Source organism: Enterobacteriaceae endosymbiont of Donacia versicolorea (assembly GCF_012570965.1).
GTDB lineage: Bacteria > Pseudomonadota > Gammaproteobacteria > Enterobacterales > Enterobacteriaceae.
In genome coordinates, this window is record NZ_CP046214.1 from 268,829 (window position 1) to 290,971 (window position 22,143).

A 22,143-nucleotide genomic window follows, 5' to 3' on the forward strand; every position below is an offset into this window, starting at 1 on the left:
ATAAATGTTAAAATTTTAAACCTGTATTACGAGCTGCTTCAGCTAAAGCTTTAATACGTCCATGATATTTAAATCCTGAACGATCAAAAGATATATTTAAAATACCTTTTTTAATAGATCTACTAGCTATTTTATTTCCTATTAAAATAGCAGCTTCTATATTTCCAGTATATTTTAGTTTTTTTCTTATTTTTAATTCTAAGGTTGATGCTGTTACTAAAATTTTATTATTTATTGAAATTATTTGTGCATATATATGTCGAGAAGTACGATGTATTGATAAACGTGTTATTTTAAATTTTTGTAAATTTTTACGAAATTTAGTTATTCTCCGTATACGATTAATTTTCTTATTATTCATAATATTTATTTTAAATAACCTTAATTGAATCTTATTTTTTTTTAGTTTCTTTTATTTTAATTTTTTCATCACTATATCTAATACCTTTACCTTTATATGGTTCAGGAGGACGATAAGATCTTATATCAGCTGCAACTTGTCCTAATAATTGTTTATCTAATCCTTTTAATATTATTTCATTTGGATTTAAACATTCTCCTATAATTCCTTTAGGTAAATTATAAAATATCAAATGTGAAAATCCTAATGCTAAATTTAATTTATTATTTTTAATTGAAATTTTATAACCTACTCCAAATAGTATTAATTTTTTAGAAAATCCTTTTGTTACTCCAATAATCATTGAATTAATAATAGACCGAGTAGTACCTGCTTGTGCCCAACCATTTTTACATTTAGATATTGGTTCAAATGATAATTGATTTTTTTTTAAAAATATTTTCACTTTTTTATTAAAAGTATTTTTTAATGATCCATTTTTACCTTTTATATTTATATTTTGTTTTTCTATAAAAATTTTTACATTATTAGGAATAATAATGAATTTTTTAGCTATTCTAGACATTATTGTATATACCTTTTTTTAGGATACATAACATATTATTTCACCACCTATTCCATAAAGACGTGCTGTATAATCAGTCATTATTCCTTTAGATGTAGATATAATAGCAATACCTAAACCTGCCATTACTTTAGGTAAAAAAATTTTTTTTTTATAAATTCTTAATCCCGGACGACTAACACAATGTATTTTTTCTATTACTCCTTTACCTTTAAAATATTTTAAATTTATTTCTAATTTTAAATTTTTATTTTTTATTAAATTAAAATTTTCTATATATCCTTCAATTTTTAAAATATTCGCAATAGATTTTTTTATTTTCGAATATTGCATAATTATCTTAGATTTATGTGATAATTGTCCATTACGAATTCTTGTTAACATATCTGCAATTGGTGATTGCATACTCATATTGATATTATCCTATATTAATTTATAATAAATTACCAACTAGCTTTTTTTAATCCTGGAATATCTCCTCTCATAGCTGCCTCTCTAAATTTAATTCTACTTAAACCAAATTTTCTTAAAAAAGCGTGTGGTCTACCAGTTAATTTACATCTGTTTCTTTGTCTAGAAATACTAGAATCTCTAGGGAAAGATTGTAATTTAAAAATAGCATCCCAACGTAATTTATCTGGAGTATTAATATCAGAAATAATTTTCTTTAATTTTTTCCTTTTTAAAAAAAATTTCTTTCCTAATTTAATACGTTTTAATTCACGTGCTTTAACGGATTCTTTAGTCATTTTATTTTCCTTTTTATTTTATATTCTAAATGGGAAATTAAATTCTTTAAATAAAGTATAACTTTCTTGAATTGATATTTTATTAGTTGTTATTGCAATATCTAAACCTCGAATATAATCGATTTTATCAAAGTTAATTTCTGGAAAAATTATTTGTTCTTTTATACCTATATTATAATTACCATTTTTATCAAAAGATTTTTTAGATAAACCTCTAAAATCTCTAATTCTAGGAATTGCTATCCATAATAAACGTTCAAAAAAATACCACATTCTTTGTTTTCTTAAAGTTACTTTACACCCTATAGGATATCCTTTTCTTATTTTAAAACCAGATATTGATTTATGTGATTTAGTTACTATAGGTTTTTGTCCACTAATAACTGTTAAATCATTAATAGCATTATCTAAATGTTTTTTATCTAAAATAACTTTACCCACTCCCATATTTAAAGTAATTTTTTTTATACAAGGAACTTGCATAATAGAATTATATTTAAAATTTAATATTAGTTTTTCTACTATATTATTTTTATAATAATTATATAATTTAGACATATAATAATTATCCTTAATTTATTTAATATATTTATTATTTGATTTAAAAAATCTTCTTTTTATTCCTTTATCATACCGAATACCTATACGATCAGCTTTTATTGTTTCTGTATTAAAAATAGCAATATTAGAAATATGAACAGCTGCTTCTTTCTCAATAATTCCTCCCGTATGTGATATTGTTGGATTAGGTTTACTATGTTTTTTAACAATATTTATTCCTTCAACTATTACTAATTTTTTTTTTATAAAAGATTTAATTTTTCCTTTTTTACCTTTATCTTTACCTGTTAAAATAATTACTAAATCATTATAACGTAACTTACGTATCATAAATTTATATCTCTTTTTTTAAATTACTTCGGGGGCTAATGAAATAATTTTCATAAATTTTTCATTTCTTAATTCCCTAGTAATAGGACCAAAAATTCTTGTTCCAATTAATTGTTCATTACTATCATTTAGTAAAACACATGAGTTATTATCAAATCGTATTATAGAATCATCGATACGTCTTATTCCTTTTTTAGTTCTTACTACTACTGCTTTTAATACATCTCCTTTTTTTACTTTTCCTCTAGGAATGGCATCTTTTACAGTAATTTTAATAATATCACCAATATTAGCATACCGACGACGTGATCCTCCTAATACTTTAATACACATTACACTACGAGCTCCAGAATTATCTGCAACATTTAATATTGTATGTTCTTGTATCATATGATTATCTTTATATATTATTGTTCATATATTTTTAAAATAACTTTATAAATAAATATTTATTATTATTATTATTTAAAGGATTAAATAATTAAATTAATGATTTTTTTATGATATTAACTAAAATCCAAGATTTAGTTTTTGATAAAGGACGGCATTCTTTAATTTCAACAACATCTCCAACATTACATATATTTTTTTCATCGTGAACATGTAATTTTGTAGTACGATTAATAAATTTACCATAAATTGGATGTTTTATTAATCTTATAATGTTTACTACAATTGATTTTTGCATTTTATTACTTTTTACTTTTCCTTTTAAAATTTTTATTGTTTTTTTCATAATATTATAATCTTTTTATTTTTCTTTGCATTAAAATTGTTTTTATTCTTGCAATATTTTTTCTTGATTTTTTTAATAAATGACTTTGTTTTAAATTTCCTGAATTTAGTTGTATTTTTAAATTAAATTGTTCTCTTGATAAACTTAATAATTCATTTTTTAATTCTTTATTATTTTTTTTTAAAATATCATTTGTTTTCATATGTATTTTTATTTTTTTAAAAAAATTGTTTGTATAGGTAATTTTGCAGAACCTAATTTAAATGCTTTACGAGCTACAATTTCTGATACTCCATCAATTTCATATAACATTCTTCCTGGTTGTACTAAGGCAACCCAATATTCTACATTACCTTTACCTTTACCCATTCTAACTTCTAGAGGTTTTTCTGTTATAGGTTTATCTGGGAAAATTCTTATCCATATTTTTCCTTGTCTTTTAACTGCATGACTAATTGCTCTTCTTGCTGATTCTATTTGTTTTGAAGTAATTCTACCTCTATTAACAGCTTTTAATCCATAAATTCCAAAATTAATATTCATACCTATAACAACACCCCTATTCCTTCCTTTTTGCATTTTTCTAAATTTAGTACGTTTTGGTTGTAACATTATATAAAAACCTCTTTTCTTATTTACGTCTTTTATTACGTTGAGTTCTATAAGGATTAATAATAGGTTTTGTGAAAATTGATGTTTCTTGTGAAGAATTTTTTAAAATTTCTCCTTTAAAAATCCAAACTTTAACACCTATTATACCATAGGTAGTATTAGCTTCTGATAAACTATAATCTATATCTGCTCTTAAAGTATGTAAAGGAACCCTTCCTTCTCTATACCATTCTGTTCTTGCAATTTCAGTACCTCCTAAACGACCACTTACTTCTACTTTAACTCCTTTAGCTCCTAGTCGCATCGCATTTTGTACTGCTCTTTTCATTGCTCTTCTAAACATTACTCTTTTTTCTAATTGTGAAGATATAATATTAGCAATTAATTTAGCTTCTAATTCTGGTTTTCTTATTTCTGTTATATTAATTTGTGCTGGTACTCCAGTTATTTTAGATATATTTTTTCTAAGTTTTTCAACATCTTCACCTTTTTTACCAATAACTATACCAGGACGTGCTGTATAAATATTAATTCTAATACTTTTAGATGGTCTTTCTATTATAATTTTTGATACAGAAGCTTTTACTAATTTTTTATTTAAAAATTTTCTAACTTTAAAATCACTATGTAAATAATTAGCATAATCTTTTGTATTTGCAAACCAAATAGAATTCCATATTTTTATAATACCTAATCTTAATCCATTTGGATGTGTTTTTTGTCCCATTTAAATATTTCTCCAATCAATTATATATGATCTGATAATATAATAGTAATATGACTTGTATATTTTAAAATTCGATCAGAACGTCCTTTAGCACGTGGCATAATACGTTTCATATTTGTTCCTAAATCTATAAAAATTTTTGATACAATTAAATTATCAATATCTAATCCATAATTATGTTCAGCATTTGCTATAGCCGAATTTAATACTTTTTTAATTAAAAAAGAAGATTTCTTATTAGAAAAATTTACAATATCTAAAGCTTCAGATATTTTTTTCCCTCTAATTAAATTAGCTATTAATCTTAATTTTTGTGCAGAAGAATGTGCATATTTATGTTTTGCTAAAATTTCCATTTTTTCCCTTAATTAAATAAATATTTAAAATAAATATTTATTTTTTTGAAGTTTTTGTAATTTTTTTATCAGCAGTATGTCCTCTGTATGTACGTGTTGGTGAAAATTCACCTAATTTATGACCAACCATTTCTTCAGAAATATATACTGGAATATGTTGTTTACCATTATGTACAGCAATAGTTAATCCTATCATATTTGGAAATATAGTAGAACGTCTAGACCAAGTACGTAATGGTTTTTTGTCTTTATTTTTTATTGCTTTTTTAACTTTTTTTAATAAATGTTGATCAATAAAAGGACCTTTTTTTAAAGAACGAGGCATATTTATCCTTTACTTATTACGATGTTTAATAATATATTTATCTGTTCTTTTATTCTTTCTTGTTTTCTTACCTTTAGTCTGTATTCCCCACGGAGTTACAGGATGTTTTCCAAAATTTTTACCTTCTCCTCCTCCATGAGGATGATCTATGGGATTCATAGCTGTACCTCTAACAGTAGGTCTGATTCCTTTCCAACGTTTAGCTCCTGCTTTACCAAAAGATTTTAACATATGTTCATTATTACCAATCTCACCTAATGTTGCTCGACAATTAGATTGTATTTTACGAATTTCTCCTGATTTTAATCTTAAAGTTATATATAATTTTTCTTTAGCTATTAATTGTACATATGTTCCAGCTGCTCTAGCCATTTGGCCACCTTTACCAGGTTTCATCTCAACATTATGTAAAATAGAGCCTACTGGAATATTATTCATTGGTAATGTATTACCAATTTTTATACTAGCATTTTTCCCTGATTTAACAATATCTCCAATTTTTAAATTTTTAGGAGATAAAATATAGTTTCTTACTCCATCTTTATATTTAATTAGTGCAATATGAGCTGAACGATTAGGATCATATTCAATTCTTTCAACTATAGCAGAAATATTATCTTTATTTCTTTTAAAATCTATAATACGATATAATTTTTTATGTCCTCCACCAATATGACGAGTTGTTATGCGACCATAATTATTTCTACCATTTGATTTATTTTTTTTTGCTATTTGAGAAAATAATGGTTTACCTTTATATAAATAATTATTAACAACTTTAATCATATGACGTCTTCCAGGGGAAGTAGGTTTATATTTTTTAATTGTCATATTTTATTAATTTAATCCTTATAAATTTTTATTTATATTAAAATCAATATTCTGATTTTTTTCTAGTAATATATATGCTTTTTTCCAATCATTACGTTTATAAGTATATTTTTTATTCTTTTTAAGTTTACCTTTTACAATTAAGGTATTAATATTTTTAATATCAACATTAAATATCCTTTTTATTACTTTTTTAATATCTATTTTTGTTGCTTTTTTAGAAACTTTTATAATTAAAACATTATTTTTTTCAGAAATAAAAGAAGATTTTTCAGAAAAATGTGGACCTTTTATAATTTTAAAATCATATTCTTTTAAAATCATGATAATATCTCTTCTATATGTTTAATAGCATTAACAGTCACAATTATTTTATTTGAATTTATTAAATAAAGAGGATTTATATTAATTGAATTTTTTATTTTTATATTATATAAATTACGAGATGCTAAAAATAAATTTTTATCAATAAATGTTGTAATAATCATTATTTTATTTGACAAATATTCTTTTAATTTTTTAATTAATATTTTAGTTTTTGGTTTATCTATTATAAATTCTTTTACTAAAATTAATCTTTTTTTTCTAATTAATTCTGAAAAAATACTTTTTAATGCACCACGAAACATTTTTTTATTAATTTTTTTATTATATATTTTATTTTTTGAAGCAAAAGTTATTCCACCTGAACGCCAAATTGGACTTTTTACAGAACCAGCTCTTGCTTTACCAGTTCCTTTTTGTCTCCATGGTTTTTTTCCAGAACCTATTACTTCTCCTCTTGTTTTTTGAGCTTTTGTTCCTTGTCTTCCTATTGTTCTATAAGATTCTATTATCTGATGTATTAATGATTTATTATAATTTCTATTAAAAATTTTATCTGAAATTATAACTACATCTTTTGTATCTCTTGTTATAATCTCCATTATTATTACCTAATAATATAATATTTTATTTATATAAATTTAAACTTTAATTGCTGGTTTTACAATCACATTACTTCCTGTATATCCAGGTATAGCACCTTTTATTAACATTAAATTTTTTATTAAATTTATTTTAATAATATGTAAATTTTGAATAGTAATTTTTTTATTACCTAATTGTCCAGCCATTTTTTTACCTTTAAATACTTTTCCTGGAGTTTGATTTTGACCAATTGATCCTGGAACTCTATGTGATAAAGAGTTACCGTGACTAGCATCTTGTGTTTTAAAATTCCATCTTTTTACAGTACCTGAAAAACCTTTTCCTTTTGAAATACCAGTAATATCAACTTTTACTATTTTTTTAAAAATATCAATATTTAATTTTTGTCCAACATAAAATTTATTTTTATCATTATTAGAAATACGATATTCCCATAAAATATATCCTGCTTCAGTTTTAGCTTTTGTAAAATGTCCTATTTCAGATTTATTTATTCGACTAGTTTTTTTATAACCTGTTGTCATTTGTATAGCATTATAACCATTATTTAAAACATTTTTAATTTGTGTAATACGAATATTTTCAAATTGTATAACAGTTATTGGAATAGATATTCCAGTATTAGTAAAAATTCTAGTCATACCCATTTTTTTACCAATTAATCCAATCATTATATACTCCACATAAATAATGTTTAAAAATTGTAATAGATTTTATTAACCTAAACTAATTTGGACATCAACTCCAGCTGCTAAATCTAAGCGCATCAATGCATCTACAGTTTTTTCTGTGGGTTCTATAATATCAACTAAACGTTTATGAGTACGAATTTCGTATTGATCTCTTGCATCTTTGTTTACATGCGGAGAAATTAATATTGTAAATTTTTCTTTGCGAGTAGGCAAAGGTATAGGACCACGAACTTGAGCACCAGTACGTTTAGCAGTTTCAACGATTTCCGCTGTTGATTGATCAATTAAACGATGATCAAAAGCTTTAAGACGAATACGGATTCTTTGGTTCTGCATTAGACCAGAGCCTCCCATTTTTAAAATTAAAATAACCCTCTATAAATTTATAATAATATTGAGAGCACCTATTTGGTTATATTAAAAAATAATACTAATTATATTATTATGACTTATAAAGTATTAATAAAGCAATATATTTTCATTTATAAAATTAAAAAAAAATTATATAATAATTATTAATATTATTTATAATAAAATAATAATTTAATTAAAATTATTTTAAATAAAAACATATTTGGTATGGAACAAAATTATAATATAACATTATTAGCTTTTGATTACGGTATTAAAAATATAGGAGTTGCTGTTGGACAAAGTATTATAGGAATAGCACATACACTAAAATTTATTAAAAATAAAAAATCTGGAGTTATTAATTGGGAAATATTATATAACTTAATAGATGAATGGAATCCAAAAAAAATTATAGTAGGATTACCACTACAAATGGATGGTAGTCAACAATATATTACTATATTAACTAAAAAATTTGCTTATTATATAGAAAAAAAATTTAATATAAATGTAGAATTACATGATGAAAGATTAAGTACTGTTGAAGCTAAATATCTTTTATTTAAGTATGGAGGATGGAAAATATTAAAAAAAAACAATATTAATTCTTTATCTGCATCAATTATTTTACAAAGTTGGTTTGAAAAAAATAAATAAATTTTTATATTAAATTAGATATTTAATATAAAAATTTTTTGTATAAAGTATTTTTAATGTAATTTAGGAATCTATGATAACAACAATATTTTTATGTAAAAATTTAATGGAAATAATAATATTAATTTTTTTATTAAGATTATGGATTTTTTTTACTATAAAGAATAATTGTAATTCTTTTACAAAATTTATTTTTTTACTAAAAGAAATATTTTTAATATATATAAAAAAAATAGTTCCTAACATAAAAAAAAATGAATTTCTACCTTTATTAACATTAATATTTTTAATATTTATTAAATATCCAGTAATAATATTACTACAAAATGGAAATTTATTTCATCATAATTTAATTTTTTATATATTTATAAGTATTTTAATTTTATTAAAATCTTTTGGATATTTATTTTTTTGGATAATAAATATATATTTATTTACTTATTTTATTAATATAAAATTTAATAATATTAATTATATTATAGATGAATTAGTTAATCAAATTTTATATTTTGTAAAAAAAATTTCTCCAAATATTTATAATATAAATTTATTTTTGTTAATAATTAATTTAATTTTATATTTAATTAATAATTTATTAACAAATTTTTTTCCTCAATTGTGGTTTTTAATATAATTATTATATATGCTTAAATTAAATCAACATTTATATAGTTTATATATTCATATTCCTTGGTGTTTAAAAAAATGTCCTTATTGTGATTTTTATTCTTCTATTTTTATTAAAAATAAAAAAATAATATATAAAAAATACATAGATAGTCTTTTACTTGATTTAGAACATGATTTAATTTTTATTAAAAATAATATTTATATTACAAGTATTTTTTTAGGTGGAGGTACTCCAAGTTTAATAGATACAAAATTAATTTTTTTTTTATTAAGTGAAATAAGAAAAAAAGTTTATATATCAAAATTTGTAGAAATTACCATTGAGATAAATCCATCTTCTATTTCTGAGACAAAAATTATAAATTATATAAAAAGTGGAATTAATCGTTTTTCATTAGGAATTCAGAGTTTTGATGATAATAATTTAAAAATTTTAGGAAGAATACATACATCTAAAGATGCTATAAATGCAATTAATATTTTAGTTAAAAATAAAATATCAAATTTTAATTTAGATATAATTTATGGGATACCCGGTCAATCATTAAAAAATGCTTGTAATGATTTATATCAAGCTATTTCTTTTAATCCTAATCATATTTCATGGTATCAATTAACAATTGAAAAAAATACAATTTTTGAAAAATATATACCTAAGAATCTTTTAAATGATAATTTATTATGGAAAATATTTATAAAAGGTATTAAAATTTTAAAAAAAAATCAATATTTTCAATATGAAATTTCTTCTTTTGTTAAAAATAAAAATTATATATGTAAACATAATCTTAATTATTGGTATTTTGGAAATTATTTAGGTATTGGTTGTTCAGCTCATAGTAAAGTAAATATTTTCAATAACCAAATTATTAGAATTATTAAAAATAAAAATATTAAACAATATATAAATGGACATTTTATATCATATAAAAAAAAAATTTTATCAAAAGATATAGTTTTTGAATTTTTTTTAAATCGTTTTCGTTTATATAAAAAGATAAAAAAAACAGAATTAAAAAAATTAATAAATATAAATACAAATATTATATTTTGTATTCAAAAAGCATTAAAATTAGGATATTTACAAGAAAATAATGATTTTTGGTTTGTAACAAATAAAGGACATCTATATTTGAATGATTTGTTAGAAATTTTTCTTTAGAAAAAAGATATTTTTTGATATTCTATGTAAAATATTTTTTTATTCTGTATTTTTGCTTTATCTAAAAATTTTGTACTTAAAGATAATATATTAAAATTTTTATATATATTTTTATATTCATTAGATTTAATAATAATAAATTTATTTTTATGTTTAAGATTTTTTATACAAGAAATAATATCGATATAATAATCATAACAATCAGTAATTATATATAATAATCCTTTATTTTTTAATTTATAAAATAAATTTTGAATAAAAATTATTTTTAATAATCTTCTTTTTTTATGTTTTAATTTTGGCCATGGATCAGGAAAATATAATTGAATTAATTTTATTGAATAATTAGGAATCATATATTTAAATACAAAAAAAACATCACAATAAATTAATTTTAAATTTTTAATATTATTTTTCACAATATTTTTAAGACAATTAATAATTCCTGGTAAATATATTTCTACTGCAATAAAATTATATTGCAAATTATTAATGGCAAAATTACAAATATTATTATCTATACCAAAACCAATATCAAATATAATTGGAAATTTATTATTAAAATAATGTTGAAAATTTATAACTTTTTTTTGATTTTTAATACTAAAAAAATTAAAATACTTAGAAAAAAATATATTGTTAAATTTTGTTAATTTTCTATATCGACAACAATAACTTTTAATATTATTATTCATAGTTTTGTATAAATATTATTTTATATATAAAATATATAATTAATTAAATAAATTACTAAGGATTCTATATTATGTCAAAAAAAATTTTTTGTATTTATTTTCAAAAAAGATTAGAACAATTAAATCATAAAGTATATCCAGGTAATATAGGTAATATTATTTTTTATCATATATCTAAAAAAGCATGGTCTGAATGGATAATTCATCAAACTAAAATAATTAATGAAAAAAAATTAAATATGATAAAAGAGAAAAATATTATTTTTTTAGAAAACAAAATGATTAAATTTCTTTTTTGTAAATAAAAAAATCAATAAAAAATTATAAAATATTTATGGAGCTAAGCGGAATCGAACCGCTGACCCTCTGCGTGCAAAGCAGATGCTCTACCATCTGAGCTATAGCCCCTATTTTTTTAGGCTTGAGTGGACTTGAACCACTGACCTCACCCTTATCAGGGGTGTGCTCTAACCAACTGAGCTACAAGCCTATTATATAATAAAACATAATATGTAATTATCCATAATTAATATTAAAAGTCAACTTAAATGTTTTTATATTATTAATAATAATTATTTTTCTAAAAAATTAATAATGGTAAAATTTTTTAGAAAAATTTAATATATTAAAATCTTTTTTAAAAAAATTTAGTTTTATATAAGTTATTATTTTTTAATAATAAATCTTTTTTATAAAAGATATAATTTAAATAATTTTAAAAAATATAATTTAATATAATTAAAAAATTTATTTATAAAAAATTATTAAAATTTTAATAAAATTAAATTATTAAATTATATTTAAATATTTATTTTTAATAAATTAAAATTTATAATTATAAATTTTAAACTTTATTCATTAAATAATTTAATAAAATTAAAAATAATTTTAATAAATTAATAATATTAATGATATGATTAAAGATAAATTAAAATAATTTTTATAAAAAAATGTAAAAATATTATATGTTTGATATTAGTGTTAATTTAACAAATAAACAATTTAAAAATGATAAAAATAATATAATTAATAGAGCAATTAATAATGGTGTTAACGGTTTATTAATAATAGGATCTAATTTAGAAAATAGTTATGATGCTTATAAAATAAGCAAAAAATATAAAAATTATTGTTGGTCTACAGTAGGATTACATCCTCATTATGCTAATTTATGGAATAATAATTATATTAATAAAATTATAAAATTAATAAAAAATGATAAGGTAGTTGCAATAGGAGAATGTGGTTTAGATTTTTATAGAAATTATTCATCTATAAAAGAACAATTATTTGCTTTTAATGCTCAACTTGAATTATCTTATTCTTTTCAAATACCAATATATTTACATTGTCGTAATGCTTTTAAATTTTTTTTTAAAACACTAAAATTTTGGTATTATAAAATACCGGGAATAATAATACATTGTTTTTCAGGAAATGAATATGAATTAAAAAAATGTTTAGATATGAATATGTCAATAGGAATATCAGAATTATTTTTTAATTTAAAATACAGAAAAGGTTTTAAAAATGATATTAATTTAATTCCAAAAAATAAATTACTAATTGAAACTGATTCTCCTTTTTTATTATTTAAAAAAACATATAATAAAATATATAAAAAATTAAAAGGTCGTAATGAACCTTCATTATTACCTAATTTATTAAAAAAAATATCATTATTAAGAAATGAAATTTTTACCGAATTAGATGAACAAACAGAAATAAATGCATTTAAAATATTAAAATTAAATAAAAATAATTGTAATTATAATTTCAATAATTTAAAATAAAAAATCTAATAAATATGTTAATTTAACATTATAAATGTAAAATAAAATTTAAAAATTTAAATAAAGAGTAAAATTATGTGTTTAATCTCTAATATATCGCAATTAATAACAAATAAAAAAAACATTGATAGTGAAATATCTATAGGAGGTTGGGTACGTAATAGAAGACATTCTAAAATAGGTATTACTTTTATTAATTTATATGATGGTTCTTGTTTAGAAGACATTCAAATTATTGCTAGTTATAAATTAAATAATTATAAAAATGAAATTTTATTTATTACTAGTGGATGTTCTTTAAAAGTTATAGGAAAATTAAAAATTTCACCTAAAAAAATACAGAAATATGAAATACATGCTTCAAAGATAAAAATTACAGGATGGGTAGATAATCCTGGAAAGTATCCTATTTCACCTAAAAAACATAGTTTAAAATATTTAAGAGAAGTATGTCATTTACGTCCTAGAACTACAATCATTAGTAGTATTACCAGAATAAGACATAATATAGCATTATATATACATAATTTTTTAAATAAAAAAAAATTTTTTTTAATAAATACTCCATTAATTACTACTTTAGATACTGAAGGTTCAGGAAAAATGTTTAAAGTATCGACTTTAGATTTTTTAAATTTAAAATACGAAAAAAATAAAAAAAATTTTTTTAAAAAAGATTTTTTTGGTAAAGAATCATTTTTAACTGTTTCAGGACAATTAAATTTAGAAACATATGCTTGTTCTATGTCTAAAGTTTATACATTCGGACCTACTTTTAGAGCAGAAAATTCTAATACTAAACGTCATCTAGCTGAATTTTGGATGTTAGAAATAGAAATTGCATTTGCAAATTTAAAAAATCTTATAAATTTTGCAGAAAAAATGTTAAAAAGCATTTGTAAATATATTTTATGTTTTCATGAAAATGAAATTTCTTTTTTATCTAAAAAAACAGAAAATAATTTATTTAATAAAATTAATAAAATTTTATTAAATAAATTTATTATAATTAAATATAATAAAGTCATAGAAATTTTAAAAAATAGTAAAAAAAAATTTTCCCATTCCATAAAATGGGGGGAAGATCTTTTTATAGAACATGAAAAATATTTAACAAATACTTATTTTAATAATCCAGTAATAATATATAATTATCCTAAAAAAATTAAAGCTTTTTATATGTATCTTAATAGTGATAAAAAAACTGTTGCTTCTATGGATTTATTATTACCAGATATTGGAGAAGTTATTGGAGGTTCTCAAAGAGAAAATAGAATAGAAATATTTGATAAAAGATTAAAAGAATTTAAACTTAATCAAAGTGATTATTGGTGGTATCGTGATTTAAGAAAATATGGTACAGTTCCACATTCTGGATTTGGTTTAGGTTTTGAAAGATTAATATCTTATATTACTGGTTTATATAATATTAAAGATGTTATACCATTTCCAAGAACTCCATATAATGCTAAATTTTAAAAATTTTTTATAAATATAAAAAAATAATAAATTTTTAATATTAATATCAATGAATAATAATTTTATTAATCAGGATAAAAAATATGAAATTTAATATATTTAAAATTTTAATACTTTTTCTATTATCAATAAATTTTGTTAACGCTAGTGAAATTTATGATAATAATGGACAAAAAATAGATTTATATGGAATTTTAGAAATTAAAAATACTGTTTCTAAAAATAATATTAAAATACCTCAGCAGTATAGAGATACTGAATCAAATATAATTTTAGGTCTTAAGGGAGTAACTAATATATATAATGATATATATAGTTATGCACAAATAGAATATAGTCTACCAATACATCAAGTTGAAATAAATAAAGATATTTATCCATCAATACGTTTAGGATTTATAGGTGTAAAATTTAATCATGGTAATAGTTCAATAGATTATGGAAGAAATTATGGAATATTATATGATGTAACTTCTTACATGAAAAAAAATTCTTTTTTTGAAAAAAATTTTATGTATGATAAAAATGATTATTTTATGTTTGGAAGAACTAATAATCTTTTAACATATAGAAATAAAAATTTTTTTGGATTAATTAAAGGGTTAAATATTGCTTTACAATACAAAAATTCTGATCAAAATTATGATGATAATGAAAATTCTTTAGAAAATTCTTTAGAAAATTCAAAACAAGGATGGGGTACTTCTATTAATTATAAAATAGGTAATACAGGAGTAAGTATTTCAGGTGCATATTTTAATGTTTTAAAAACAATTGATAAAGATAAAAAAATTTTTTCTAATACTAAAAAAATTTTTGATAATAAAAATATTAATACTTATTCAATTGGAGCTAAGTATCAAAAAAATAATATTTATTTAGCAGCTGTTCTTAGTAGTTCATATAATGGATTAAAATATACAAATTTTAATAGTAATGATAATGGACATTTGTTTGCTCATAAAATTACAAATTTAGAAATTATTGGACAGTATAAATTTGATGATAATTTAAAAACTACTATATCATATACACAATCACAAGGATATGATATACCAGCTGGATATCATTATTTAGGTGGTAATATAGATTTATCAAAATATATTTTGATAAATACAATGTATAAATTTAATAAAAATTTTTCTGCTTATATTGGTTATCGTATTAGTTTACTAAGTAATAATAATGATTATATTAAAAATAATAGAATATTTAATGGAAATATTTTAGGTATAGGTATAACTTATAATTTTTAATAACTAAAATTAGTAAATAAAAATAAAATATTTTTAACTTTAACTAACTATTTTTAATTTAAAAATTTTATAAAAAATAAATTTTAAATAGTTAGTTAAAATTTTTATATAAAATATAATTTTTAGTAATTTCTTTATAAATTGTTGTTTGTTTACCATGTCCAGGTAAAATAATATTATTCATTCCTAACGGAATTATATTATTTCTAATAGAATTAATTAAAATATTTAAATTACTTTTTGGTAAATCTGTTCTTCCTATACTATTATTAAAAATAATATCTCCTGATATTAAAATATTATTTAATTTATTAAAAAATATAATATGACCTGGAGTATGTCCAGGGCAATGATATATTTTTAGAATATTTTTTCCTATACTTATAATTTCATTGTTTTTTAACCATATATTATTTTTAAATATACATTTTGGAAGTTTAAAAATTTTATTTTGTAATTCTATATTTTTTAACCAAAAAATATCTTTTTTATGTGGTCCTAAAATAGGTATTTGATAAAAATCAGCTAATATAGAAGCAGCACCAATATGGTCTAAATGGCAATGGGTTATTAATATTTTTATTACATCTAGTTTATATATACTTATAATTTTTATAATTTTTTGATATTCACCACCCGGATCAATAATAGCTGCTTTTAATGTTTTTTTACACCATATTAAATAACAATTTTGTTTGAAATTTGTAACAGGTATTGATAAATATTTCATATTTATTACTTTATATATATTTTTAATATATATTAAAAAATATTTTTAAAATTTTTTAAAATTATTTAACTTAAATTTTTTTAAAAAAAATAATAATTATTATTCACATTTTGCTGCTTTAAAAGCTTCTGTCATTACATTAGAAAAATTATTATTTTTTTTGTTATTATCTTTTTTTTTAATGATTTTATTTTCTAATTCTTTCATATTTATAGTAATATTAACTATTCTAGTTTTACGATCAATATTATTGATACTACCTTCTATATTTTGTCCTATTTTAAGATTTTTTAATATATTATCAATTTTATAATTTTTATATTCAGATAATTGAATATTACCTAATATACCATTATTTAATTTTAATTTTATATTCTTAATATCTTTATTAGTAATAATACCTTTAATTTTATTATTTTTTTTCTGTTTTTTTAAATAATAATTTAATGGATCTTCTATTAATTGTTTAATTCCTAAAGAAATTCTTTCTCTTTCTGGATCTACTTGCAAAACTATAGTTGTAATATTATCTTTTTTCTTATATTTATGAACTTCATCTTCGCCTTTTTTTATCCAAGATAAATCAGATAAATGAACCAAACCATCTATACCACCAATTAAACCAATAAAAAGACCAAAATCTGTTATTGATTTAATTTTTCCTTCTACACGATCTCCTTTTTTATAATTTTTTGAAAATTCTAACCATGGATTTAAAGTACACTGTTTAATTCCTAAAGATATTCTTCTTCTTTCTTCATCAATATCTAATACCATAACTTCTACTTTATCATTAACAGATACTACTTTAGTAGGATGTATATTTTTATTTGTCCAATCCATTTCTGATACATGTACTAATCCCTCTACTCCTTCTATAATTTCAACAAAACAACCGTAATCTGTTAAATTAGTTACACGTCCTATTAATTTACTATTTTCAGGATAACGTTTAGATATAGAAATCCAAGGATCTTCTCCTAGTTGTTTTAATCCTAATGAAACACGAGTTTTTTCTTTATCAAATTTTAATATTTTTATTGTAATTTCTTCACCAATACTTACAATTTCGCTAGGATGTTTTACCCTTTTCCATGCCATATCTGTAATATGTAATAATCCATCTACTCCTCCTAAATCTACAAAAGCTCCATAATCAGTAAGATTTTTAACTAATCCTTTTATTTTCATTCCTTCATATATAGTATTAAGTAAATGATTTCTTTCAGCACTATTTTCTGATTCTATTACTGCTTTTCTAGATATAACAACATTATTCCGTTTACGATCTAATTTTATAACTTTAAAATCTAATTCTTTACCTTCTAGATGAGAAGTATCTCTAATTGGTCTAATATCTACTAAAGAACCTGGTAAAAATGCTCTAATACCATTAAGATCTACAGTAAAACCACCTTTTACTTTTCCGTTTATAATACCTTTAGTATTATTATTATTTAAATTAGCTTTTTCTAAAACTAACCAAGCTTCATGTCTTTTCGCTTTTTCTCTAGAAAGAATAGTTTCACCAAATCCATCTTCTATTGAATCTAAAGCAACATCAATTTTATCCCCTATTTTTATTTCCAGATTACCTTGAGAATTTTTAAATTGTACAATAGGAATACAAGATTCTGATTTTAATCCAGCATCTACTAAAACAACATCTTTTTCAATAGAAATAACAGTACCAGTAATAATTGATCCTAAATTAATAATTTTATTTTTTAATGATTTTTGAAATAATTCAGTAAAACATTTACTCATATTAGTAACTTTAAAATATTTGTTAAAAAATATATACTTAAATCATATTTAGTATTATTTTGAAAAAAACTCACACTATCCTTATATGAGGATGAGATAAAATAAATAATTTAATTTAATTATATATAATATAATTTATGTTAAAATTAACATTAATAGTATTTTTCTGCAACTACTATATAAATTTTTTAAATATTTTCATTAATAGATATTTTAATTATTTTTTTTATTATTTTTTTTTGTAAAAACTAATTTTTTTTAGTTCTTTAAAAAAGTTTGGATATGTTTTATTTATACATTGAGGATTAATAATACTTACAGAAGTGTTTGAAAGTGCTAATAATGAAAAACACATAGCAATACGATGATCATTGTAAGTTTCAACAATAACTTTTTTTATTTTTTTAGGAGGAGTAATTATAATATAATCTTTACCTGTTATAATTTTTGCTCCTGTTTTTTTTAATTCATTAGACATTGCTTTTAAACGATCAGTTTCTTTTACACGCCAATTATATATATTTTTAATAGTTGTAGTACCATTTGCAAATAAACTAGTAACAGCAATTGTCATAGCTACATCTGGAATATGATTCATATCCATATTTATTGATTTTAAAATATTTTTAGTACAACTAATATAGTTTTTACCATAATGTATAATAGAACCCATTTTTTTTAAAATATTTAAATATTGAATATCTCCTTGGATACTATTTTTAGTAATATTTTTTATTTTTACTGTTCCCCCTTTAATAGCTGCTGCAGATAAAAAATATGAAGCAGAAGATGCATCTCCTTCTATAATATATTCTCCAGGAGAAATATAATTTTGTTTCCCTAAAATTTTAAAATATTTATAATTATTATTTTGTACATTAACTCCAAAAATTTTCATTAATTTAATTGTTATATCAATATATGGTTTTGATACTAAATTACTATTTACAGTAATTAAAATATCCTTTTTTATTAAAGGACTAATCATTAGTAATGAAGTTAAAAATTGACTTGATATGGAACCTTTTATTTCTATATTTTTTAAATTTTTTAACCCTCCTTTTATATGTATAGGAGGAAAATTTATATTTTCCAAATATTTTATATTAGCTCCATGGAATATTAAAGTATCTACAAGATGTTTAATAGGTCTTTCTTTCATTCTTGTATCACCAGTTAAAATAATATCACATTGTTTATTTAATGAAAGTAAAGCAGTTAAAGGTCTTATTACTGTACCAGCATTACCAAGATATAATTTTAATTTTTTTTGTGGATTAATAATTCCATTATTTCCTGTAATTTTACATATTGTTTTACCATTTGATAGTACAAATTTAATACCTAACAACTTTAATGCTTTTAACATATAATTAACATCATCACTATTAAGTAAATTTATTAATTTAGTATTACCTTGAGCTAAAGAAGATAATAATAACACTCTATTAGAAATACTTTTTGATCCAGGTAATGTTATAGAACCTTGGATTTTTTCTATAGATTTTAAAATTAAGATATTTTTCATAATATATTATTATTTAAATTGAAATTAAAATCATCATAACATTTATAAATATGATTTTTCAAAATCATTCATAAAATTTATTAATTTTTTAACTCCTTCTATAGGCATAGCATTATATATTGAGGCTCTAATTCCTCCTATCATTTTATGTCCTTTTAAATACATTAATCCATTTTCTTGTGCTTTTTTTAAAAACAAATTTTCTTTTTTAGGATTTTTTAAATGGAAAACAATATTTGTTATAGATCTATTATTATTAGATATTTTATTTATATAGAAATCACTACTATCTATAGTAGAATATAATAATTCTGCTTTTTTTTTATTTATTTTACCAATATATTTTACTCCGCCTTTTTTTTTTAACCATTTTAGTACTAATCCAGATAAATATAAAGAAAATGTAGGAGGAGTATTAAACATTGAATTATATTTCAAAATAATTTGATAATCTAATACTGAAGGTAACTCTTTACGTTTTTTTTTTATATCATTTATTATTAAATCTTTTTTTATAATAATAATGGTTAATCCAGCAGGACCAATATTTTTTTGTACACTAGCATAAATCATTCCATAATTTTTTATATTTATTTCTTTTGTAAGAATAGAAGATGATAAATCTGCTACAACAATTTTATTTTTTAATTTAGGTTCTTCATTTATTGCAATTCCTTCTATTGTTTCATTAGGACAGTAATGAATATATTTTGTATTATCATTCAAATTCCAATTTTCTATTTTTTCTATATAATAAATTCCATTTTTTTTTCTTACAGGATTAATTATATTAGGTTTGCAATATTTTTTTGCTTCTTTTATAGCTTGATTAGACCAATGACCAATATTTGCATAATCAGCAGTTTCATCATAATAAAGTAAATTCATAGGTATAGCTGAAAATTGTGTTCTAGCTCCTCCCTGGCAAAATAATATTTCATATTCAAATGGTATATTCATTAATTCACGTAAATTATTTTTTATATCTTTCATTAATTTAATAAATTCATTATTACGATGACTAATTTCCATAACAGAAATATTTAAATTATGCCAATTTGTAAATTCATTTTGTGCTTTTTTTAATACTTCGTAAGGTAATGAAGCTGGACCGGGACTAAAATTAAATATTTTTTTCATTTTTATGATCCTATTAATTTATTATATAAACATTATATATTTTATATTTTTTTATGTATTCTATTGAAATCATATGTATACATAGACATAATAATACCAAAATTAGTCATAACAACTACAAAAGATGTACCTCCATAACTAACTAATGGTAAAGGAATACCAACAATTGGTAATAAACCACTAACCATACTTATATTAATAAATACACATAAAAATAATACTAATATTATCCCTCCAATTATCATTTTATTAAAAATATTTTTACAATTTAATGATAAATATATCCCTCTTATTATTAAGAACATATATAATGTTATAAATAATAATGTTCCTATAAAACCAAATTCTTCAGCTAAAACAGAAAATATAAAATCAGTATGTTTTTCTGGTAAAAAATTTAATTGTGCTTGAGTTGCATTTTTCAAACCTTTACCTAATAATCCTCCAGAACCGATTGATATTTTAGATTGAAAAATATGATATCCTTTTCCTAAAACATCATAATTACTTTTTGATAACATTAACATTCTTTCTCTTTGATAATCATGTAATAATAACATCCATATAAAAGGAATAGATATTATAAATATAATTATAGTTTTTATTATAATTTTCCAAGATAATCCTGCTAAAAATAACATAATAAGACCAGAAAAACTAATTAAAATAGCAGTACCTAAATCAGGTTCTTTAGCAACTAATATTGAAGGTATTAAAATTAAAATAATTACTTTTAAAAATACTTTTATATTAATAGGATATTTATTTTTATTTAAAATATATGTGACTACTAAAGGAACTGATATTTTAGATATTTCAGAAGGTTGAAATTTAATAAAATTAATATTTAGCCATCTTTTTGCACCTTTAGTTGTATAACCAAAAAAATTTACTATAACTAATAAAATAATAGAGAATAAATAAAATATAAAAGAATATTTTTTATAAATATGAGGAGGAATTTGTGAAGCTATTATCATAATTATAAAACCTATTATAAATTGTATTAACTTATGTTTTATTAAATTATAGTTATAAGTTTCTGATATACTCCATGTTATAAACATACTTAACATTGAAATTAATATTATTAATGTTAATAAGATAATATCTATATGTAAAATAGAATTTATAAAATAACTTATTTTTTTTTTCATAATTAATTATATAATAAATT

Annotated in this window: 31 protein-coding genes and 2 tRNA genes; 7 read left to right on the forward strand and 26 right to left on the reverse strand. The window is 20.3% G+C overall.

What is annotated here, in order from left to right:
* Window positions 1–7: 7 nt before the first annotated feature.
* From rplR to rpsJ, 18 genes are all read right to left on the reverse strand, one after another.
* Entirely contained in the window at window positions 8–361 is a 354-nt protein-coding gene (gene rplR / locus GJT89_RS01275) for a 50S ribosomal protein L18 (RefSeq protein WP_168894743.1), read from the reverse strand.
* A 31-nt stretch (window positions 362–392) separates the two neighbouring features.
* Window positions 393–926 (reverse strand): 50S ribosomal protein L6, encoded by a 534-nt coding sequence (gene rplF / locus GJT89_RS01280; RefSeq protein ID WP_168894744.1) that lies wholly within the window; start codon window positions 924–926, stop codon window positions 393–395.
* Between the two features lie 18 nt (window positions 927–944).
* Window positions 945–1,337 carry a 30S ribosomal protein S8 gene (gene rpsH / locus GJT89_RS01285; RefSeq protein ID WP_168894745.1) on the reverse strand — a complete coding sequence of 131 codons (393 nt, stop codon included), beginning with the start codon at window positions 1,335–1,337 and terminating at the stop codon, window positions 945–947.
* Window positions 1,338–1,369: 32 nt separating this feature from the next.
* On the reverse strand, window positions 1,370–1,675 hold the full coding sequence (rpsN, locus tag GJT89_RS01290) for a 30S ribosomal protein S14 (protein WP_168894746.1): 306 nt from the start codon (window positions 1,673–1,675) through the stop codon (window positions 1,370–1,372).
* An 18-nt stretch (window positions 1,676–1,693) separates the two neighbouring features.
* On the reverse strand, window positions 1,694–2,233 hold the full coding sequence (gene rplE / locus GJT89_RS01295; RefSeq protein WP_168894747.1) for a 50S ribosomal protein L5: 540 nt from the start codon (window positions 2,231–2,233) through the stop codon (window positions 1,694–1,696).
* Window positions 2,234–2,251: 18 nt separating this feature from the next.
* On the reverse strand, window positions 2,252–2,566 hold the full coding sequence (gene rplX, locus GJT89_RS01300) for a 50S ribosomal protein L24 (protein WP_168894748.1): 315 nt from the start codon (window positions 2,564–2,566) through the stop codon (window positions 2,252–2,254).
* 18 nt (window positions 2,567–2,584) lie between these two features.
* The gene (gene rplN, locus GJT89_RS01305) at window positions 2,585–2,956 is read right to left on the reverse strand and encodes a 50S ribosomal protein L14 (RefSeq protein WP_168894749.1); all 372 of its coding nucleotides are present in this window, start codon (window positions 2,954–2,956) and stop codon (window positions 2,585–2,587) included.
* A 91-nt stretch (window positions 2,957–3,047) separates the two neighbouring features.
* Window positions 3,048–3,302, reverse strand: coding sequence for a 30S ribosomal protein S17 (rpsQ, locus tag GJT89_RS01310; protein ID WP_168894750.1), 255 nt, complete (start codon window positions 3,300–3,302; stop codon window positions 3,048–3,050).
* Between the two features lie 4 nt (window positions 3,303–3,306).
* Window positions 3,307–3,504, reverse strand: coding sequence for a 50S ribosomal protein L29 (gene rpmC, locus GJT89_RS01315; protein WP_168894751.1), 198 nt, complete (start codon window positions 3,502–3,504; stop codon window positions 3,307–3,309).
* 8 nt (window positions 3,505–3,512) lie between these two features.
* Window positions 3,513–3,914, reverse strand: coding sequence for a 50S ribosomal protein L16 (gene rplP, locus GJT89_RS01320; RefSeq protein ID WP_168894752.1), 402 nt, complete (start codon window positions 3,912–3,914; stop codon window positions 3,513–3,515).
* 19 nt (window positions 3,915–3,933) lie between these two features.
* Entirely contained in the window at window positions 3,934–4,641 is a 708-nt protein-coding gene (gene rpsC / locus GJT89_RS01325) for a 30S ribosomal protein S3 (RefSeq protein WP_168894753.1), read from the reverse strand.
* A gap of 20 nt (window positions 4,642–4,661) precedes the next feature.
* Window positions 4,662–4,997: a 50S ribosomal protein L22 gene (gene rplV, locus GJT89_RS01330; RefSeq protein WP_168894754.1), complete on the reverse strand. Its 336-nt coding sequence runs from the start codon at window positions 4,995–4,997 to the stop codon at window positions 4,662–4,664.
* 37 nt (window positions 4,998–5,034) lie between these two features.
* Window positions 5,035–5,322 (reverse strand): 30S ribosomal protein S19, encoded by a 288-nt coding sequence (gene rpsS / locus GJT89_RS01335; protein ID WP_168894755.1) that lies wholly within the window; start codon window positions 5,320–5,322, stop codon window positions 5,035–5,037.
* A gap of 9 nt (window positions 5,323–5,331) precedes the next feature.
* Window positions 5,332–6,153: a 50S ribosomal protein L2 gene (gene rplB / locus GJT89_RS01340; RefSeq protein WP_168894756.1), complete on the reverse strand. Its 822-nt coding sequence runs from the start codon at window positions 6,151–6,153 to the stop codon at window positions 5,332–5,334.
* Window positions 6,154–6,171: 18 nt separating this feature from the next.
* Complete coding sequence (gene rplW, locus GJT89_RS01345) at window positions 6,172–6,477, reverse strand: 50S ribosomal protein L23 (protein WP_168894757.1); 306 nt, start codon at window positions 6,475–6,477, stop codon at window positions 6,172–6,174.
* The gene (gene rplD / locus GJT89_RS01350; protein WP_168894758.1) at window positions 6,474–7,079 is read right to left on the reverse strand and encodes a 50S ribosomal protein L4; all 606 of its coding nucleotides are present in this window, start codon (window positions 7,077–7,079) and stop codon (window positions 6,474–6,476) included. The genes rplW and rplD overlap by 4 nt, the downstream gene beginning before the upstream one ends.
* Window positions 7,080–7,118: 39 nt before the next feature.
* The gene (gene rplC / locus GJT89_RS01355; protein WP_168894759.1) at window positions 7,119–7,754 is read right to left on the reverse strand and encodes a 50S ribosomal protein L3; all 636 of its coding nucleotides are present in this window, start codon (window positions 7,752–7,754) and stop codon (window positions 7,119–7,121) included.
* A gap of 45 nt (window positions 7,755–7,799) precedes the next feature.
* The gene (rpsJ, locus tag GJT89_RS01360; protein WP_168868468.1) at window positions 7,800–8,111 is read right to left on the reverse strand and encodes a 30S ribosomal protein S10; all 312 of its coding nucleotides are present in this window, start codon (window positions 8,109–8,111) and stop codon (window positions 7,800–7,802) included.
* A gap of 243 nt (window positions 8,112–8,354) precedes the next feature.
* On the opposite strand from rpsJ, the gene ruvX reads away from it, so the two are divergent.
* The 3 genes from ruvX to hemW all read left to right on the forward strand — a co-directional run bounded on the left by ruvX (window position 8,355) and on the right by hemW (window position 10,578).
* On the forward strand, window positions 8,355–8,786 hold the full coding sequence (ruvX, locus tag GJT89_RS01365; RefSeq protein WP_168894760.1) for a Holliday junction resolvase RuvX: 432 nt from the start codon (window positions 8,355–8,357) through the stop codon (window positions 8,784–8,786).
* Window positions 8,787–8,859: 73 nt separating this feature from the next.
* Complete coding sequence (locus tag GJT89_RS01370) at window positions 8,860–9,420, forward strand: hypothetical protein (RefSeq protein WP_168894761.1); 561 nt, start codon at window positions 8,860–8,862, stop codon at window positions 9,418–9,420.
* 9 nt (window positions 9,421–9,429) lie between these two features.
* Window positions 9,430–10,578, forward strand: coding sequence for a radical SAM family heme chaperone HemW (gene hemW, locus GJT89_RS01375; RefSeq protein ID WP_168894762.1), 1,149 nt, complete (start codon window positions 9,430–9,432; stop codon window positions 10,576–10,578).
* Here the strand turns inward: hemW and trmB are convergent.
* Window positions 10,575–11,273, reverse strand: coding sequence for a tRNA (guanosine(46)-N7)-methyltransferase TrmB (gene trmB / locus GJT89_RS01380; protein WP_168894763.1), 699 nt, complete (start codon window positions 11,271–11,273; stop codon window positions 10,575–10,577). The two genes, hemW and trmB, sit on opposite strands and share 4 nt — an antisense overlap.
* A 71-nt stretch (window positions 11,274–11,344) precedes the next feature.
* Between trmB and GJT89_RS01385 the strand changes: the two genes are divergently transcribed.
* Window positions 11,345–11,578 carry an oxidative damage protection protein gene (locus tag GJT89_RS01385; RefSeq protein WP_168894764.1) on the forward strand — a complete coding sequence of 78 codons (234 nt, stop codon included), beginning with the start codon at window positions 11,345–11,347 and terminating at the stop codon, window positions 11,576–11,578.
* Window positions 11,579–11,608: 30 nt separating this feature from the next.
* Here GJT89_RS01385 and GJT89_RS01390 read toward each other — a convergent pair.
* Window positions 11,609–11,681 (reverse strand) — tRNA-Ala (locus GJT89_RS01390).
* Window positions 11,682–11,689: 8 nt separating this feature from the next.
* Window positions 11,690–11,763 (reverse strand) — tRNA-Ile (locus tag GJT89_RS01395).
* 475 nt (window positions 11,764–12,238) lie between these two features.
* Here GJT89_RS01395 and GJT89_RS01400 point away from each other — a divergent pair.
* The 3 genes from GJT89_RS01400 (at window position 12,239) to GJT89_RS01410 (ending at window position 15,801) form a co-directional block, all read left to right on the forward strand.
* On the forward strand, window positions 12,239–13,066 hold the full coding sequence (locus tag GJT89_RS01400) for a TatD family hydrolase (RefSeq protein ID WP_168894765.1): 828 nt from the start codon (window positions 12,239–12,241) through the stop codon (window positions 13,064–13,066).
* A gap of 75 nt (window positions 13,067–13,141) precedes the next feature.
* Window positions 13,142–14,545 (forward strand): asparagine--tRNA ligase, encoded by a 1,404-nt coding sequence (gene asnS, locus GJT89_RS01405; RefSeq protein ID WP_168894766.1) that lies wholly within the window; start codon window positions 13,142–13,144, stop codon window positions 14,543–14,545.
* A gap of 83 nt (window positions 14,546–14,628) precedes the next feature.
* Window positions 14,629–15,801 (forward strand): porin, encoded by a 1,173-nt coding sequence (locus GJT89_RS01410; RefSeq protein ID WP_168894767.1) that lies wholly within the window; start codon window positions 14,629–14,631, stop codon window positions 15,799–15,801.
* 91 nt (window positions 15,802–15,892) lie between these two features.
* Here the strand turns inward: GJT89_RS01410 and GJT89_RS01415 are convergent, their stop codons facing one another.
* The 5 genes from GJT89_RS01415 to rodA all read right to left on the reverse strand — a co-directional run bounded on the left by GJT89_RS01415 (window position 15,893) and on the right by rodA (window position 22,123).
* Window positions 15,893–16,531: an MBL fold metallo-hydrolase gene (locus tag GJT89_RS01415; RefSeq protein ID WP_168894768.1), complete on the reverse strand. Its 639-nt coding sequence runs from the start codon at window positions 16,529–16,531 to the stop codon at window positions 15,893–15,895.
* 99 nt (window positions 16,532–16,630) lie between these two features.
* Window positions 16,631–18,298 (reverse strand): 30S ribosomal protein S1, encoded by a 1,668-nt coding sequence (gene rpsA / locus GJT89_RS01420; protein WP_168894769.1) that lies wholly within the window; start codon window positions 18,296–18,298, stop codon window positions 16,631–16,633.
* A 229-nt stretch (window positions 18,299–18,527) separates the two neighbouring features.
* Window positions 18,528–19,826 carry a 3-phosphoshikimate 1-carboxyvinyltransferase gene (gene aroA / locus GJT89_RS01425; protein WP_168894770.1) on the reverse strand — a complete coding sequence of 433 codons (1,299 nt, stop codon included), beginning with the start codon at window positions 19,824–19,826 and terminating at the stop codon, window positions 18,528–18,530.
* Window positions 19,827–19,868: 42 nt separating this feature from the next.
* Complete coding sequence (serC, locus tag GJT89_RS01430) at window positions 19,869–20,966, reverse strand: 3-phosphoserine/phosphohydroxythreonine transaminase (RefSeq protein ID WP_168894771.1); 1,098 nt, start codon at window positions 20,964–20,966, stop codon at window positions 19,869–19,871.
* Between the two features lie 41 nt (window positions 20,967–21,007).
* Window positions 21,008–22,123, reverse strand: coding sequence for a rod shape-determining protein RodA (gene rodA / locus GJT89_RS01435; RefSeq protein WP_168894772.1), 1,116 nt, complete (start codon window positions 22,121–22,123; stop codon window positions 21,008–21,010).
* Between the last annotated feature and the right edge of the window lie 20 nt (window positions 22,124–22,143).

Bases quoted from the DNA above. Each gene is read 5' to 3' on its own strand.
- rplR (WP_168894743.1), bottom strand. From the start codon at position 361: ATGAATAATAAGAAAATTAATCGTATACGGAGAATAACTAAATTTCGT.
- rplF (WP_168894744.1), bottom strand. From the start codon at position 926: ATGTCTAGAATAGCTAAAAAATTCATTATTATTCCTAATAATGTAAAA.
- rpsH (WP_168894745.1), bottom strand. From the start codon at position 1,337: ATGAGTATGCAATCACCAATTGCAGATATGTTAACAAGAATTCGTAAT.
- rpsN (WP_168894746.1), bottom strand. From the start codon at position 1,675: ATGACTAAAGAATCCGTTAAAGCACGTGAATTAAAACGTATTAAATTA.
- rplE (WP_168894747.1), bottom strand. From the start codon at position 2,233: ATGTCTAAATTATATAATTATTATAAAAATAATATAGTAGAAAAACTA.
- rplX (WP_168894748.1), bottom strand. From the start codon at position 2,566: ATGATACGTAAGTTACGTTATAATGATTTAGTAATTATTTTAACAGGT.
- rplN (WP_168894749.1), bottom strand. From the start codon at position 2,956: ATGATACAAGAACATACAATATTAAATGTTGCAGATAATTCTGGAGCT.
- rpsQ (WP_168894750.1), bottom strand. From the start codon at position 3,302: ATGAAAAAAACAATAAAAATTTTAAAAGGAAAAGTAAAAAGTAATAAA.
- rpmC (WP_168894751.1), bottom strand. From the start codon at position 3,504: ATGAAAACAAATGATATTTTAAAAAAAAATAATAAAGAATTAAAAAAT.
- rplP (WP_168894752.1), bottom strand. From the start codon at position 3,914: ATGTTACAACCAAAACGTACTAAATTTAGAAAAATGCAAAAAGGAAGG.
- rpsC (WP_168894753.1), bottom strand. From the start codon at position 4,641: ATGGGACAAAAAACACATCCAAATGGATTAAGATTAGGTATTATAAAA.
- rplV (WP_168894754.1), bottom strand. From the start codon at position 4,997: ATGGAAATTTTAGCAAAACATAAATATGCACATTCTTCTGCACAAAAA.
- rpsS (WP_168894755.1), bottom strand. From the start codon at position 5,322: ATGCCTCGTTCTTTAAAAAAAGGTCCTTTTATTGATCAACATTTATTA.
- rplB (WP_168894756.1), bottom strand. From the start codon at position 6,153: ATGACAATTAAAAAATATAAACCTACTTCCCCTGGAAGACGTCATATG.
- rplW (WP_168894757.1), bottom strand. From the start codon at position 6,477: ATGATTTTAAAAGAATATGATTTTAAAATTATAAAAGGTCCACATTTT.
- rplD (WP_168894758.1), bottom strand. From the start codon at position 7,079: ATGGAGATTATAACAAGAGATACAAAAGATGTAGTTATAATTTCAGAT.
- rplC (WP_168894759.1), bottom strand. From the start codon at position 7,754: ATGATTGGATTAATTGGTAAAAAAATGGGTATGACTAGAATTTTTACT.
- rpsJ (WP_168868468.1), bottom strand. From the start codon at position 8,111: ATGCAGAACCAAAGAATCCGTATTCGTCTTAAAGCTTTTGATCATCGT.
- ruvX (WP_168894760.1), top strand. From the start codon at position 8,355: ATGGAACAAAATTATAATATAACATTATTAGCTTTTGATTACGGTATT.
- GJT89_RS01370 (WP_168894761.1), top strand. From the start codon at position 8,860: ATGATAACAACAATATTTTTATGTAAAAATTTAATGGAAATAATAATA.
- hemW (WP_168894762.1), top strand. From the start codon at position 9,430: ATGCTTAAATTAAATCAACATTTATATAGTTTATATATTCATATTCCT.
- trmB (WP_168894763.1), bottom strand. From the start codon at position 11,273: ATGAATAATAATATTAAAAGTTATTGTTGTCGATATAGAAAATTAACA.
- GJT89_RS01385 (WP_168894764.1), top strand. From the start codon at position 11,345: ATGTCAAAAAAAATTTTTTGTATTTATTTTCAAAAAAGATTAGAACAA.
- GJT89_RS01400 (WP_168894765.1), top strand. From the start codon at position 12,239: ATGTTTGATATTAGTGTTAATTTAACAAATAAACAATTTAAAAATGAT.
- asnS (WP_168894766.1), top strand. From the start codon at position 13,142: ATGTGTTTAATCTCTAATATATCGCAATTAATAACAAATAAAAAAAAC.
- GJT89_RS01410 (WP_168894767.1), top strand. From the start codon at position 14,629: ATGAAATTTAATATATTTAAAATTTTAATACTTTTTCTATTATCAATA.
- GJT89_RS01415 (WP_168894768.1), bottom strand. From the start codon at position 16,531: ATGAAATATTTATCAATACCTGTTACAAATTTCAAACAAAATTGTTAT.
- rpsA (WP_168894769.1), bottom strand. From the start codon at position 18,298: ATGAGTAAATGTTTTACTGAATTATTTCAAAAATCATTAAAAAATAAA.
- aroA (WP_168894770.1), bottom strand. From the start codon at position 19,826: ATGAAAAATATCTTAATTTTAAAATCTATAGAAAAAATCCAAGGTTCT.
- serC (WP_168894771.1), bottom strand. From the start codon at position 20,966: ATGAAAAAAATATTTAATTTTAGTCCCGGTCCAGCTTCATTACCTTAC.
- rodA (WP_168894772.1), bottom strand. From the start codon at position 22,123: ATGAAAAAAAAAATAAGTTATTTTATAAATTCTATTTTACATATAGAT.